This window comes from Variovorax sp. V213 (genome assembly GCF_041154455.1).
In the GTDB taxonomy this organism is placed as follows: domain Bacteria; phylum Pseudomonadota; class Gammaproteobacteria; order Burkholderiales; family Burkholderiaceae_C; genus Variovorax.
Genome location: NZ_AP028664.1, coordinates 1,066,354 through 1,079,373 on the forward strand (window position 1 = coordinate 1,066,354; position 13,020 = coordinate 1,079,373).

The following is a 13,020-nucleotide window of genomic DNA, read 5'->3' on the forward strand; positions in this document are numbered from 1 at the left end:
CACCGGCCGGCATGGCAGTACCAGTCCCCCGGCATCCCCGTACTGCAAAAATTCAGGGTTTACCCTAAAATCGGGCCTCTGCCCGTCGCCGCCGGGCACCCTCCCAGGAGCCTGGCCTTGAACGCCTCCCCGCCCGCGCTGGACAGCGCGGATACCGACATTTCCTCTTCCGTCTCGCGCGTCAATTTCCTGCGAGCCGTGCTGGCCCTCGGCGTGGGCGGCTTTGCCATCGGCACGGGTGAATTCGTGATCATGGGGCTGCTGCCCGAGGTGGCGCGCGACATCGCCGTCACCATTCCGCAGGCCGGCCACGTCATCAGCGCCTACGCGCTCGGCGTGGTGATCGGCGCGCCCGTGCTTGCGGTGCTTGCCGCGGGCTGGCGCCGCCGCGCGCTGCTGATTGCGCTCATGGCCGTGTTTGCCGCTGGCAACTTCGCCAGCGCCATGGCGCCGGGCTACATGTCTCTCAACCTGCTGCGCTTTGCAACCGGGCTGCCGCACGGCACCTACTTCGGCGTCGCCGCGCTCGTGGCGGCCACGCTCGCGCCACCCGGTCGCCGCGCGCGGGCCGTGGGCCTCGTGATGCTGGGGCTCACCGGCGCCACGCTGGTCGGCGTGCCCATCGCTGCCTGGCTCGGCCAATTGTTCGGTTGGCGCGCGGCCTTCGTGTTCGTGGGCGTCATCGCGCTGATCGCCATGGCACTGCTGCGCCGCGACATCCCCGACCTTGCGGCGCCCGCAGGTGCGAGCCCCTGGCGTGAACTGGGCGCGCTCAAGCGCAAGCAGGTGTGGTTCACGCTCGGCATCGGCGCCATCGGCTTCGGCGGCATGTTCTCGGTATTCAGCTACATCAAGCCCACGCTGATCGAGGTGGCAGGCCTGCCGCTGGGCGGTGTGCCCTTCGTGCTCGCGCTGTTCGGCCTGGGCATGGTCGCCGGCAACCTCGTCGGTTCGCGCCTGGCCGACAAGTCGCTCATGCGCACGATCGGCGGCCTGCTCGTCTATGCGGCGCTGGTGCTCGCGGTGTTCACTTTCGCGGCGCACAACGTCTTCACCGCGGCGTTCAACGTGTTCCTCATCGGCACCACCGTGGCCATCGGCCCGGCCCTGCAGATCCGCCTGATGGACGTGGCCGGCGACGCGCAGACGCTCGCCGCCGCGCTCAACCACTCGGCCTTCAACATGGCCAATGCGCTCGGCGCGTGGCTCGGCGGCGTGGCCATTGCCGCGGGCCTGGGCTGGACCTCGACCGGCTGGGTCGGCGCCTTGCTGGCACTGGCCGGCATGGGCGTGTTCTGGTGGGCGGTGATGAGCGCACGCGCCAGTACCCGGCCTGGCGCCGCTCAGCGCGCGCCGAACGCCTCGTAGACAGGCCGTAGCGCACCAGCAGCGACGCGTGCTGGGCGCCTGGGTGGTCAACGAGCCCGGCGAAATTGCACAATGGCTCACCATGCCCGTGCGCCAGATCACCACCGACCGCCCCGACCTGGCCCTGGCCGCGCGCGGAAAAAGATGAGCGCGGACCGGCCTGTCTCGCACGGCCGCCGCCTGCTGCTCGGCGGGATGGCTGCCGCATCGCTGGGCCACCCCTTCCTGCGGCTGAACGCGCAGCAGGCCTCGCGCGAACTCTTCACCCTGGGCGTGGCATCCGGCAGCCCGAGGCCCGACGGCATGGTGCTGTGGACCCGGCTGGCGCCCGATCCGCTGCAGGGCGGCGGCATGGGCGAGGCACCGGTCGAGGTGCGCTGGGAAGTGGCGCACGACGAAGGCTTTGCGCGCATTGCCGCGGAGGGCAGGGCCATGGCCGTGGCGGCGCTCGCGCACTCGGTGCACGCCGAAGTGCGCGGCCTCGCGCCCGGCCGGCCGTATTGGTACCGCTTCACGGCCGAAGGCGTGCGAAGCCCCGTCGGCCGCACCCGCACCGCGCCGGCCGAAGCGGATGCCGCGCTGCAGCCGCTGCGCTTTGCCTTCGCGTCGTGCCAGCAATACGAGCAGGGCTACTACGCGGCCTACCGTGACATGGCCGCGCAGCCTTTCGACTTTGTCGTGCACCTGGGCGACTACATCTACGAAAGCTCATGGGGTTCGCGCCATGTGCGCCACCACCAGGGCGGCATTCCCATGCAACTGGGCGAGTTTCGCGACCGCTATGCGCTCTACAAGACCGACCCGCACCTGCAGGCCGCGCATGCTGCATGCCCCTGGCTCGTGACCTGGGACGACCACGAGGTGGCCAACGACTACACCGACGACGTGTCGCCGCGCACCATCGATCCCGCGCAGTTTCTTGCCATCCGCGCCGCGGCCTACCAGGCGTGGTACGAGCACATGCCCGTGCCCGCCAGCATGCGCCCGACCGGGGCCGCGGCCACCATTTACGGCCGCCACCGCTTCGGCCGCATGCTCGACGTGTTTCTGCTCGATGGGCGCCAGTACCGCTCGCACCACGCCTGCCTTGCGGGCCGCAGTGCATCGCCATTGGCCGATTGCGCCGACCGGCTCGCTCCGGAGCGCAGCTTCCTGGGCAAGAAGCAGGAAGCCTGGCTCGCGAACGAGCTGGCCGCGCCGCCCGCGCGCTGGACGGTCATTGCGCAGCCCACCTTGCTCGCCGAGGCTGACCGCAAGCGCGGCCCCGAGCACGGCTACTGGATGGACGGCTGGGACGGCTACGCCGCGTCCCGCGCGCGCCTGCTCGACAGCCTGGCCGCCAACAAGGCGCGCGGCGGCGATGCGTTGGTCATCAGCGGCGACGTGCACGCCTTCTGGGCCGCCGACCTGCGCCGCGAGCCGCAGGGCCCGGCGGTGGCGACCGAATTCGTGGGCGGCGCCATCACCTCCGAAGGGCCCAGCGCCGCCAACGTTGCCAACCTGCTCGCGAAGAATGAGCACCTGCGCTACGGCCGGGGCGGCAAGCGCGGCTATGCGCACATGGCGCTCGATGCGCGCGGCTGCACGGTCGAGTTCCGTGCCGTGGAAGACGAGAAATCCGCAGACAGCGCCGTCGCGCCGATGGCCCGCTTTGCGGTGGAGCGCGGCGCGCCCGGCGTGCATCTCGAAGCCACCTGAAATATCGGGGGTGCCAGCAGGTTTGCGCGGCCGTGTCTATGATGGCCGCCGCCCTTCCTCTCCGTCATCTCTCTCGATCGAGACCACCATGAGCATTCCCACCACCCGTCTCGGCCGCACGGGCCTTACCGTGTCGCGGCTAGCGCTCGGCACCATGACCTTCGGCCTGCAGACCGACGAGGCGGTGTCGCACCGCATTCTGGACAAGGCTGCCGAGGGCGGCATCAACTTTCTCGATACCGCCGACGTGTACCCGCTTGGCGGCACCGTCGAAACCACCGGCCGCACCGAGGAAATCATCGGCCGCTGGCTGCAGAAGCAGGGCGCCACGGGTCGCCGCCGCTTCGTGGTGGCCACCAAGGCGGTCGGCAAGGTCGGGCCCAACAGCTGGGACCAGGGCGCCTCGCGCAAGCACCTGCTCGATGCCATCGATGCCTCGCTCAAGCGGCTGCAGACCGACCACGTCGACCTGTACCAGCTGCACAGCGACGACCGCGAGACGCCGCTCGAAGAGAGCCTGGAGGCGCTCGACGTCATCGTCAGGTCGGGCCGCGCGCGCTACATCGGCGTGTCCAACTTCCTGGCCTATCGGCTGGCCCGCGCGCTCGGCAAGGCCGAGCTGCACAAGCTCACGCGCTACGTGTCGGTGCAGCCGCGCTACAGCCTGCTGTTCCGCGAGATCGAGCGCGAGCTGCTGCCGCTGGCGGGCGAAGAGGGCCTGGGCGTGATTCCCTACAACCCGCTGGCCGGCGGCCTGCTCACCGGCAAGTACAAGCCGGGCGCCACGCCCGAAGAGAACACCCGCTTCACGCTCGGCACGGCCGGCGGCATGTACCAGGACCGCTACTGGAACGAGCGCAGCTTCAACACCGTGACGCAGCTGCACAAGCTGGCCGACGAAGCCGGCGTGCCGCTCGCCACGCTGGCGGTGGCATGGGTCATGGCCAACCCGCTCATCACCGCGCCGCTGCTCGGCGCCAGCCGCCCCGAGCAGCTCGACGCCACGCTGGCCGCGGCCGCATACAAGCTGGACCCCGCGCTGAAGCAGAGGCTCGACGAGCTCACGGCCGAATACCGCAAGGGCGACGCGCCCCGCTAGGCCCCGAAGGAGTGAACCCCAACCCCGCGCTGCTGCCATGGCACAGCTGATGTCGCTGCTGGTGCAGAACGCGATCGCGATCGTCTTCGCGGCGAGCTTTGCCGCCCGCCTCGGATTGCCGGTGCCCGCGGCCGCCGTGCTGGTGGTGTCGGGCGCACTGCTGGCAGCCGGCAACGTCTCGGTGGCGGGCGTGGTGCTGGCCGCGGTGCTGGCCAACCTGCTGGGCGACGGCGCGTGGTTCTATGCCGGGCGCCGCTTCGGCTACCGCTTCATGCGCCTTCTGTGCCGCATCTCGCTGTCGCCCGATTCATGCGTGCGGCGCGGCGAATCGCTCATCGGCCGCTGGGGCGGGCTCTCGCTGGTGGCGGCCAAGTTCGTGCCGGGCGTGTCGGTCGTCGCGCCGCCGATGGCCGGCGCGCTGGGCATGCCGGTGTGGCGCTTCATCGTCTTCGACATTGGCGCCGCGCTGGTCTGGACCGGCCTTTTTCTCGGGCTCGGCTGGGTCTTTCGCGACCAGATCCAGGAGGTGCTGGCCATGCTGGCCCAGGCCGGCGGCATTGCCACTGTGGCGCTGGTGGTGGTACTGGCCGTGACGCTGGCGGTGCGCTACTGGCGCCGCCGCGCGTTCATGCGGCTCACCGGCATGCCGCGCATCACCGTGGACGAACTGCATGAACTGCTGGCCAGCGAAGCACCGCCGCTGGTGATCGACGTGCGCGGCGAGGCGGGCGTGCAGGTCGACCCGCGCCGCATTCCCGGTGCACTGCCGTACACGCTCAAGGCGCTGCAGCAGCGGCACCCCGAACTGCCGCACATCGACGGGCGCGACGTGATCGTTTACTGCAACTGCCCCAACGAGGTGACCGCGGCCCTGGCCGCGCGCGTGCTGCTGGCCCGCGGTGCGCGGCGGGCCCTGCCGCTGACCGGCGGACTCGACGCCTGGGTGGCTTCGGGGCGCCCCACGAGCCTGCACTGAGCGGCGTCTGTCGACGGACGGGAGGCGAGAAACGCCAGTACGGCAACCCTGCGTGTCTTTGCCGGGTGCTGCGTCCCCGTGCCCTCACGATCTTCAGGTTGATGGCCCCGCCGGGTGGTAGTCTTGCCCCCCGATGAACCTCCGCACCAAGATCGTCGCGCTGGCTGTTGCACCGCTGCTGGTTGCGCTGGTGCTGGTGGCCTTGGCGGTGCGCCACCAGGAGCATGACCTGGCCCGGCGCGAGCGCGCGCTCATCGAAAAGAGCTACATGGACCAGCGGCGCAGCGAGCTGCGCAGCTATGTCGACCTGGCCGTGAGCACCGTGCGGCCGCTGTACGACGCCGGCCAGGACGACGAGGAAACCCGCAACGAAGCCCTGCGCCGCCTGGCCGCACTCGACTATGGCGACGACGGCTACTTCTTCGTCTACGACATGCAAGGCCGCTCGCTCATGCATTCGCGCCAGCCCGATCTCGTGGGCAAGAACCTCTGGGACCTGCGCGACGCCCACGGTCGCTTCACCATCCAGGACCTGATTGCCGGCGCGCGCACCGGCGGCGGCTTTGTCGAATACGAGTGGCGCAAGCCCTCCAGCGAGCAGATGGCGCCCAAGCTCGGCTACGTCACGGCGCTGCCGCGCTGGAACTGGATGGTCGGCACCGGCCTGTACCTGGACGACATCGAGACGACCATGCAGGCGCTCGACCGCCAGATGAGCACCAACGTCACCACCACGCTGCTCTGGATTGCCGGCATTGCGGCGCTGTGCCTCGCCGTGGTGAGCGCCACCGGCCTGTTGCTCAACCTCAGCGAGCACCGCGTGGCCGAAGCCAAGCTGCGACTGCTGGCACGGCGCGTGGTGCAGTCGCAGGAAGAAGAGCGCGGCCACCTTGCGCGCGAGCTGCACGACGGCACCAGCCAGACGCTGGTGTCGGCCAAGCTGCTGATCGAATCCGTGGTGGACGCGCTGGACCGCGAACGCCAGGCTGCGCCGCCCGCGCTGGCCAAGGCGCTGCAAAGGCTCAACGATTCGCTGCTCGAAGTGCGCCGCATCTCGCACCGCCTGCGGCCGGCCCTGCTCGACACGCTCGGCCTGCCCGCCGCGCTCCAACGCCTGGGCGACGAGTTTGCCGAAGACGGCACCATCGACGCGTCGATCATGATCGAGGGCGAAGCCTTCGAGCTCTCGCAAGAAGCCAAGACCGCGCTTTTCCGCGTCACACAAGAAGCGCTGACCAATGTGCGCAAGCATGCAAAGGCGCACCTCGTGCACATTGCACTGTGCTTTTCGGACGACGAGGGCGTGCGGCTGGAGATTGGCGACGACGGCACGGGCTTTGACGTGGACGCCATGCAGCTCGACCCGCGGCGCGGCATCGGCCTGCGCAACATGCGCGAACGCATGGAGTCGATCGGCGGACGCCTGAGCGTGACATCCGGCGAAGGCGGAACAACCATCGTGGCCGAAGTGCCGACCGGTAGCGCGAAGCCCGAATAGTCAAATGACGAGAAAAGACGCCGCCCCCATTCGCCTCTTCCTGGTCGACGACCATCCGCTGGTGCGCGATGGCCTGCGCGCGCGGCTCGGCGCCATGCCCAACCTCGAGATCGTCGGTGAGGCGGGCAGTGCGGCCGAGGCCCTTGCGCTCGTCGAATCGCTCAAGCCCGACTTGCTGCTGATGGATGTCGGCATGAAAGACATGAACGGCATCGACCTGGCCGCACTGGTGCTGCAACGCCAGCCCGCGCCGCACGTGGTGATGCTCAGCATGTACGACAACCCCGAGTACGTGCAGAAGGCCCTGCAGGTGGGCGCGCGCGGCTACGTGTTGAAAGACGCCCCCGCCGCAGAGATCGTCGCCGCCATCGAAGCCGTGTCGGGTGGCGGCACCTTCCTGAGCCCGGCCGTGTCGAAGAAGCTCTTTCGCAACCAGGCGCCGAGGCCGCTGCTCACGCCGCGGGAGAGCGAAATACTCACGGCGCTAGGCAGGGGCGAATCGAGCAAGCAGATTGCGCGGGACCTGGGGCTGAGCGTGCGCACGGTGGAGGCGCATCGGCAGAGCATCAAGAGGCGGCTGGGGATCGAGGGGCAGGCGGAACTCATCAAGTATGCGGTGGAGCATGCGAGGGAGTTCGGGGGCGGGTGAACCGCTGCTGCCAGATGCAGAGGAGGGCATTTCTCCAGAGGCTGCTTGAGACCGGTTGCGGTCCCAAGGTCGCGCTGCCCGAATGTCGCAAACGGGCCGTTGTTTGCCTCTATCTACGCGCGTTCGATTTTCTGGCAAAAAGCCGCTCGCACAAGCCGCGCAACCAGCGATTCGCCGGGTCCTGGTTGAAGCGTGCATGCCAGTGCTGCTTGACGGTGAACGGCGGCACAGGCACCGGGCAATCAAAGACGGCGAGCCCGTTGGTGCGAGCCAGCGTCTCGCCGATCTGGCGGGGCACCGTGGCCACAAGATCGGTGGTCGACACGATGGCGGCCAGTCCCAGGAAGCCGGGCAACTCCAGCAGGATGCGCCGTTCGACGCGGTGCCGCAGCAGCGCCGCCTCCAGCAGTTGCACGCCCGTACCGCCGACGATGCCGATATGCGCTTCAGCCTTGAAGTCGCGCAAGCCCATGCCTTTTGCCGCGACCCGCGGGTGCCGGGCATTGACGAGGCATACCCAGTCTTGCGGGTACAGCACCTGTTGATAGAAGCCTGACTCGAGCCACGGCACCAGTCCGATCGCAAGGTCGGCCTGGCCGGACTGCAGTGCCTGCCCGGTCTGCTCGTCGATGCGCGCGGCCTCCAGGCGGATGCCGGGACCCACGGCGCGCACGTGCGCCAGCAGTTGCGGCAGCAGCGTGATGTGGCTGGCATCCGTCATGCAGATACGGAAGCGCCGCGTTGAGCTCGACGGGTCGAACGCTTCCGGTGGCGCGGCCACACGGCGCAGCGCCGCCAATGCCTCGCGCGCCGGAACGATCAGCTCTTGCGCGCGCGGCGTCGGCTGCATGCCTGCCGCGGTGCGCACGAACAGTTCGTCACCCAGATGCCTGCGCAGCCGGCCCAGCCAGTTGCTCACCGTCGGCTGGCTTTGGCCCAGCTGCTCGGCCGCGCGCGTCACGCTCTGCGTGGTGTAGATCAGATCGAACAGGCGCAGCAGCTTGAGGCTGAGCAAGCCCGCGCTCGTGTCGAGGTTGTCGTCGTCTGCATTCATTTTAAAACGGAATGTAGACCATTCGCTCCATGTCATGGACGAAATGTTCGTCGAAACCTACCTTCAAGGCATTCCTTCGAGACACCTCTTCGAGAGACACGTATGAAAATCTACTTCCTGGGCGCTGGCGCCCTTGGCTGCGCCATCGGCGGCACGCTTGCGGCCGGCGGGTCGGACGTCACGCTCATCGATCCGTTTCAGGCGCACGTCGATGCCATCCATCGCGACGGTCTCCTCATGAAGGACGGCGACTCGGAGCGCCGCGTCAAAGTGCGCGCATCGACAGGCGTGGAGGGCTTGGAGCCAGCCGACCTGGTGATCGTGCTGGTCAAGTCCTTCCACACGCGCTCCGCCATCGAAGGCGCGTTGTCGATCATCGGGCCCGACACCGCGCTGATGTCGCTGCAGAACGGCATGGGCCATGAGGAGATCCTGGCCGATGTCGCCGGCCGCGCGCATGTGCTGGCCGGCAAGACTTACGTTGGCGGCGTTCTGCTCGGTCCGGGCCACATCATTGCCGGCACGCGTGGCAAGCGCACGGTGATCGGCGAGCTCGACGGCAACGTGAGCGAACGCGCCAGGGCCATCGCAGCCGAGTTCGATCGTGCCGGATTGCCTTGCGAGGTCAGCGACAACATCACGGGCGTGATGTGGGACAAGCTGCTCATCAACGTCTCGACCGGCGCACTGAGCGGCATCACGGGCCAGGTGTACGGCAGCCTCTACGCGGTGCCCGAGATCGAGGCCACGGCCATCGCCGCCGTGGCCGAGGCGATGGCCGTCGCGCGGGCCATCGGCGTGAAGCTGTCGATCAAGGCCCCGCGCGATGCATGGGTGATGGCCGCCGAAGGCCTGCCCTACGAGTTCAAGACCTCCATGCTGCAGAGCCTGGAGAAAGGCTCCATCACCGAGATCGACTTCATCAACGGCTCGGTGGTGCGCGCCGGACTCAAGCACAACGTGCCGACGCCGGTGAACCAGACGCTGGTTGCCGCCATCAAGGGCATCGAACGCCGGCTGGGGGCGAAATGAGCACGCCGCGCGCCTACGTGGAACACGTTGCCATCTGGGTGAAAGACATCCATTGGCACATCAAGTTCTTCCACGACGTCTGCGGCATGACGATGCGCGAGGTACAGGGCACGCTCGAAGAGCCGGTCCAGTACTGGACTCTGGGCGGCATGCAGTTCATGGCCAAGCCGGACTACGCGGGGCCCGAAGGCCGCCTCGGCCATCTCGGCGTGATGTGCGAAGACCTCGAAGCCGCACTCGCCGCCGCGCGGGCTTTCGGTGTGACCGAGATGCCGCAGGGCCGCAACTGGCTGCGCCTGCCGGACGGCCTGACCGTCGAATTCATCCAGGCCAGTGCTGGCGCCGTGGCGCGCGCTCTCGCCATCGATCCCCGCGCCTGAAGAACCGTCCATCCGACACATAGATTAGAGAGAGACACACACCATGACCGCCTTGACCATCGAAGACAAGTACTGGGACGACGCCGTCGTCGGCCAGGAGTGCATCAGCCCGCCCTACGAAGTGACAGAGGCCCGCGTGATGGCGTATGCAGACCTCACCGGCGACCACACCCCCGTTCACACCGACGAAGCCTATGCGCGCACCACGCCGTTCGGCACCCGTGTGGCGCACGGACTGTTCGGCCTGTCGGTGGCGGATGGGCTCAAGACCAAGAGCGACATGCGCTTCATGCCGGGTATGTCGCTTGGCTGGGAGTGGAGCTTCGTGGCCCCCATCAAGCTCGGCGATACGGTGCGCGTGAAATTCCACGTCGGCAGCAAACGCGAATCCAAGAGCAAGCCGGGCTGGGGCATCCTCGTGCTGCCGTCCGAACTCATCAACCAGCGCGACGAGGTCGTGCAAAAGGGCGAGCACCGCGTGATGGTGCCGAGGAGGCCGGCATGAGCGCCGAAGCGCTGCCGCTGGCCGGCTTCCGCGTGATCGACTACAGCCACTTCCTGGCCGGGCCCTATGTCGGGCGCTGCCTCGCCGCGCTCGGTGCGGAAGTCATCAAGGTCGAGCGTCCCGGCACGGGCGACGCGGGGCGCCAGCATGCGTGGTTCGTCGGCGACCACAGCGGCTACTTCCTGCAGCAGAACATGGGCAAGAAGGGGCTCAGCGTGAACACGAAGGACCCGCGCGGCCGGGCACTGATGAAGAAGCTGGTCGACAGCGCCGACGTGTTCGTCGAGAACTACCGCCCCGGCGCGCTCGACAAGCTGGGCCTGGGCTATGCCGAACTTGCCGAAACCAACCCCGGCCTCGTGTACTGCTCGATCTCGGCCTACGGCCACACCGGCCCCGATTCGCACCGGGCCGGCTTCGGCCTCATCGCCGAAGCCAAGAGCGGCATCATGCAGATGGTGGGCAACCCGGGCGAGGCCCCGCCGCTGCTGCGCATCTCGCTCGGCGACATGTACACCGGCATCCATGCGGTCGCCGCAATCAACGCCGCGCTGCTGGGGCGCGTGAAGTCCGGCCGCGGGCAGCACATCGACATGGCGCTGTACGACACGCTGGTGTCGATGCACGAGTACGCGGTGCAGTGCTACACGCTTTCCAACGGACAGGAAGTGCCGGTGCAGACCGGCCACGACATGCCCAATTCCACGCTCTACGGCGTGTTCCGCGCGCTGGATGGTGACCTCGTGATCGCCGCGCAGGTGGATGACGCGTGGAAGCGCTTTGCCGCACTGGTCGAAAAGAACGGCGGCCCTGCGGGGTTCGGCAGCGACACGCGGCTGCACGCTTCAGCCGGGCGCAATGCCCATCGCACGGAGATCCTCGAAGTGGTGAAGCCGTGGGTTGCGGCGCGGCCGGTCGCGCAGGTGCTGAAGATGCTGGACGGCATCGACGTGCCGGCGGCCAAGGTTCAACGCATCGACGAAGTGCTGGCCGATCCGCAGATCCGTGCGCGCGGCATGGTGGTCGAGCAGGACCACCCGGTGCTCGGCAAGATCCGCCTGCCGAACCTTCCCTTCCGCATGTCGGGGTGCGACACCTCGATCGTGCAGGTGGCACCCGAGTTGGGCGAGCACAACGCGGAAATCGCAGCCAGCCTCGGCTTCGACGCGGCACAGATCGCCGACATGCAGGCCGATGGCGTGCTCTACAGCAAGTAAGGAGACAGCGATGACCGACAAGTACGCCGTGATCGGCAACCCGATAGGACACACCAAGTCGCCGATGATCCACGGCAGCTTCGCCGAAGCGACCGGCCAGGACATCGACTACCGGGCGATCGAGGGCTCGCTCGACCGCTTCGCCGACGACGTGCACGCATTTCGCAAGGCAGGCGGGCGAGGCATGAACGTCACGGCCCCCTTCAAGCTTCAGGCCTACGCACTGGCCACCGAACGGCTCGAACGCGCCGAACTCGCCGGCGCCACCAATGCGCTCAAGTTCGAAGGCGACCGCATCATCGCCGACAACTTCGACGGCGTGGGCCTGACCAACGACATCCAGCGCAACCTGGGCTTCTCGCTCAAGGGTGTGCGCATGCTGGTGATCGGCGCTGGCGGTGCGGTGCGTGGCGCACTGCTGCCCTTTCTCGCGCAACAACCGAACGTCGTCGTATTGGCGAACCGCACAGAGACAAAGGCCATCGACCTTGCAAGGCAGTTCGCCGGGCACGGCCATGTGCAAGGCTGCGGCTACGACGATCTGGCAGGAGAGCGATTTGACATCGTCATCAACGGCACCTCGGCCAGCCTCAAGGGTGAACTACCGCCCCTGCCCGCCGAGACGCTTCAGGGTGCGAAGCTGGCCTACGAGCTCGCCTATGGCAAGGGCCTCACTCCCTTCCTGCGGCTGGCGCAGAACGCCGGCGTGCCGAAACTGGCCGACGGCGTCGGCATGCTCGTGGAGCAGGCCGCGGAGGCCTTCGTGTGGTGGCGCGGCGTGCGGCCCGATACGCGCGGCGTCATCGACCGCATGACCATCCCCTTGGTCTGACCGAACGACTCGCAGGCACCCCCATGAAGATCCTCATGCTGCACGGCATCAACCACAACATGTTCGGCAAGCGCGACCCGAAGCAATACGGCACGGTGACGCTGGCCGAGATCGACGCGCAATTGCAGGCACTCGGCAAGGAACTCGGCGCTGAAGTCGAGAGCTTCCAGAGCAACAGCGAAGGCGCGATGTGCGAGCGAATCCACCGCGGCTTCGCCGAGGGCGTGTACGCAGTGCTCATCAACGCTGGCGCATGGACGCATTACAGCTATGGCATCCGCGACGCGCTGGCGATCCTTACGGTGCCGGTCGTCGAACTGCACATGTCGAACATCCATGCGCGCGAGAAATTCCGCCACCACTCGGTGTTCGCAGAGATTGTGAAAGGACAGATTTGCGGATTTGGCGTAGACAGCTACCTGCTCGGTCTGCGTGCCGCGGTATCGGCCGCCGCACACGCGCAATGATGTTCACGTCGGTTGGTGCATCGGCCTTCGCCCGTCGCCGTCACGGGAACCCCCGTAAGACGCAACACGATGGTGGCCACGCCGGCGGCCGAGGTGCGTGGCTGACGCAGCCGTCCACCGACGGCTCAGGCACTCTGATGGCTGCGATTGCGCCTGAAGCAGACATAGGCCCTAGCGACATGAACGGCCGGCCTTGGCCGAACCTGGAAGCCTAGTTTCGGCCAACGACAGTCCGCTTCCGCTGC

General features: G+C 67.9%; 13 protein-coding genes. 12 read left to right on the forward strand and 1 reads right to left on the reverse strand.

The features are described 5' to 3' along the window. The first annotated feature begins 117 nt into the window (after positions 1-117). The 6 genes from ACAM55_RS05225 to ACAM55_RS05250 all read left to right on the forward strand — a co-directional run bounded on the left by ACAM55_RS05225 (position 118) and on the right by ACAM55_RS05250 (position 7,288). Positions 118-1,368, forward strand: coding sequence for an MFS transporter (locus tag ACAM55_RS05225; RefSeq protein ID WP_369654986.1), 1,251 nt, complete (start codon positions 118-120; stop codon positions 1,366-1,368). Between the two features lie 144 nt (positions 1,369-1,512). Then, a complete protein-coding gene (locus ACAM55_RS05230; RefSeq protein WP_369654987.1) occupies positions 1,513-3,066 on the forward strand; it encodes an alkaline phosphatase in 1,554 nt (517 codons plus the stop codon). Positions 3,067-3,154: 88 nt separating this feature from the next. Next, on the forward strand, positions 3,155-4,165 hold the full coding sequence (locus ACAM55_RS05235; RefSeq protein WP_369654988.1) for an aldo/keto reductase: 1,011 nt from the start codon (positions 3,155-3,157) through the stop codon (positions 4,163-4,165). A 37-nt stretch (positions 4,166-4,202) separates the two neighbouring features. Next, positions 4,203-5,141: a VTT domain-containing protein gene (locus ACAM55_RS05240; protein ID WP_369654989.1), complete on the forward strand. Its 939-nt coding sequence runs from the start codon at positions 4,203-4,205 to the stop codon at positions 5,139-5,141. 133 nt (positions 5,142-5,274) lie between these two features. After that, a complete protein-coding gene (locus ACAM55_RS05245) occupies positions 5,275-6,639 on the forward strand; it encodes a cache domain-containing protein (RefSeq protein ID WP_369654990.1) in 1,365 nt (454 codons plus the stop codon). A 4-nt stretch (positions 6,640-6,643) separates the two neighbouring features. Then, positions 6,644-7,288, forward strand: a complete 645-nt coding sequence (locus ACAM55_RS05250; RefSeq protein ID WP_369654991.1) for a response regulator — start codon at positions 6,644-6,646, stop codon at positions 7,286-7,288. Positions 7,289-7,397: 109 nt separating this feature from the next. On the opposite strand, the gene ACAM55_RS05255 is transcribed toward ACAM55_RS05250, so the two are convergent. Then, positions 7,398-8,342 (reverse strand): LysR family transcriptional regulator, encoded by a 945-nt coding sequence (locus ACAM55_RS05255; RefSeq protein WP_369654992.1) that lies wholly within the window; start codon positions 8,340-8,342, stop codon positions 7,398-7,400. Positions 8,343-8,444: 102 nt separating this feature from the next. Here ACAM55_RS05255 and ACAM55_RS05260 point away from each other — a divergent pair, with 102 nt between their 5' ends. Genes ACAM55_RS05260 through aroQ form a run of 6 tightly spaced genes read left to right on the forward strand, consistent with a single transcriptional unit; the run spans position 8,445 to position 12,775 of the window. Further along, positions 8,445-9,374 carry a ketopantoate reductase family protein gene (locus tag ACAM55_RS05260; RefSeq protein ID WP_369654993.1) on the forward strand — a complete coding sequence of 310 codons (930 nt, stop codon included), beginning with the start codon at positions 8,445-8,447 and terminating at the stop codon, positions 9,372-9,374. Continuing rightward, complete coding sequence (locus tag ACAM55_RS05265; protein WP_369654994.1) at positions 9,371-9,754, forward strand: VOC family protein; 384 nt, start codon at positions 9,371-9,373, stop codon at positions 9,752-9,754. Before ACAM55_RS05260 ends, ACAM55_RS05265 begins: the two co-directional genes overlap by 4 nt. Before the next feature lie 52 nt (positions 9,755-9,806). Then, positions 9,807-10,259 carry a MaoC family dehydratase gene (locus ACAM55_RS05270; protein ID WP_369656340.1) on the forward strand — a complete coding sequence of 151 codons (453 nt, stop codon included), beginning with the start codon at positions 9,807-9,809 and terminating at the stop codon, positions 10,257-10,259. Then, a complete protein-coding gene (locus ACAM55_RS05275; RefSeq protein WP_369654995.1) occupies positions 10,256-11,476 on the forward strand; it encodes a CaiB/BaiF CoA transferase family protein in 1,221 nt (406 codons plus the stop codon). The genes ACAM55_RS05270 and ACAM55_RS05275 overlap by 4 nt, the downstream gene beginning before the upstream one ends. Before the next feature lie 10 nt (positions 11,477-11,486). Continuing rightward, positions 11,487-12,308 carry a shikimate dehydrogenase gene (aroE, locus tag ACAM55_RS05280; protein WP_369654996.1) on the forward strand — a complete coding sequence of 274 codons (822 nt, stop codon included), beginning with the start codon at positions 11,487-11,489 and terminating at the stop codon, positions 12,306-12,308. 23 nt (positions 12,309-12,331) lie between these two features. Continuing rightward, a complete protein-coding gene (gene aroQ / locus ACAM55_RS05285) occupies positions 12,332-12,775 on the forward strand; it encodes a type II 3-dehydroquinate dehydratase (protein WP_369654997.1) in 444 nt (147 codons plus the stop codon). The last annotated feature ends 245 nt before the right edge of the window (positions 12,776-13,020 follow it).

Excerpts from the sequence above, each read along its gene's own strand:
- aroQ (WP_369654997.1), top strand. The coding sequence starts at position 12,332 with ATGAAGATCCTCATGCTGCACGGCATCAACCACAACATGTTCGGCAAG.
- ACAM55_RS05235 (WP_369654988.1), top strand. The coding sequence starts at position 3,155 with ATGAGCATTCCCACCACCCGTCTCGGCCGCACGGGCCTTACCGTGTCG.
- ACAM55_RS05265 (WP_369654994.1), top strand. The coding sequence starts at position 9,371 with ATGAGCACGCCGCGCGCCTACGTGGAACACGTTGCCATCTGGGTGAAA.
- ACAM55_RS05245 (WP_369654990.1), top strand. The coding sequence starts at position 5,275 with ATGAACCTCCGCACCAAGATCGTCGCGCTGGCTGTTGCACCGCTGCTG.
- aroE (WP_369654996.1), top strand. The coding sequence starts at position 11,487 with ATGACCGACAAGTACGCCGTGATCGGCAACCCGATAGGACACACCAAG.
- ACAM55_RS05275 (WP_369654995.1), top strand. The coding sequence starts at position 10,256 with ATGAGCGCCGAAGCGCTGCCGCTGGCCGGCTTCCGCGTGATCGACTAC.
- ACAM55_RS05255 (WP_369654992.1), bottom strand. The coding sequence starts at position 8,342 with ATGAATGCAGACGACGACAACCTCGACACGAGCGCGGGCTTGCTCAGC.
- ACAM55_RS05260 (WP_369654993.1), top strand. The coding sequence starts at position 8,445 with ATGAAAATCTACTTCCTGGGCGCTGGCGCCCTTGGCTGCGCCATCGGC.
- ACAM55_RS05250 (WP_369654991.1), top strand. The coding sequence starts at position 6,644 with ATGACGAGAAAAGACGCCGCCCCCATTCGCCTCTTCCTGGTCGACGAC.
- ACAM55_RS05230 (WP_369654987.1), top strand. The coding sequence starts at position 1,513 with ATGAGCGCGGACCGGCCTGTCTCGCACGGCCGCCGCCTGCTGCTCGGC.
- ACAM55_RS05240 (WP_369654989.1), top strand. The coding sequence starts at position 4,203 with ATGGCACAGCTGATGTCGCTGCTGGTGCAGAACGCGATCGCGATCGTC.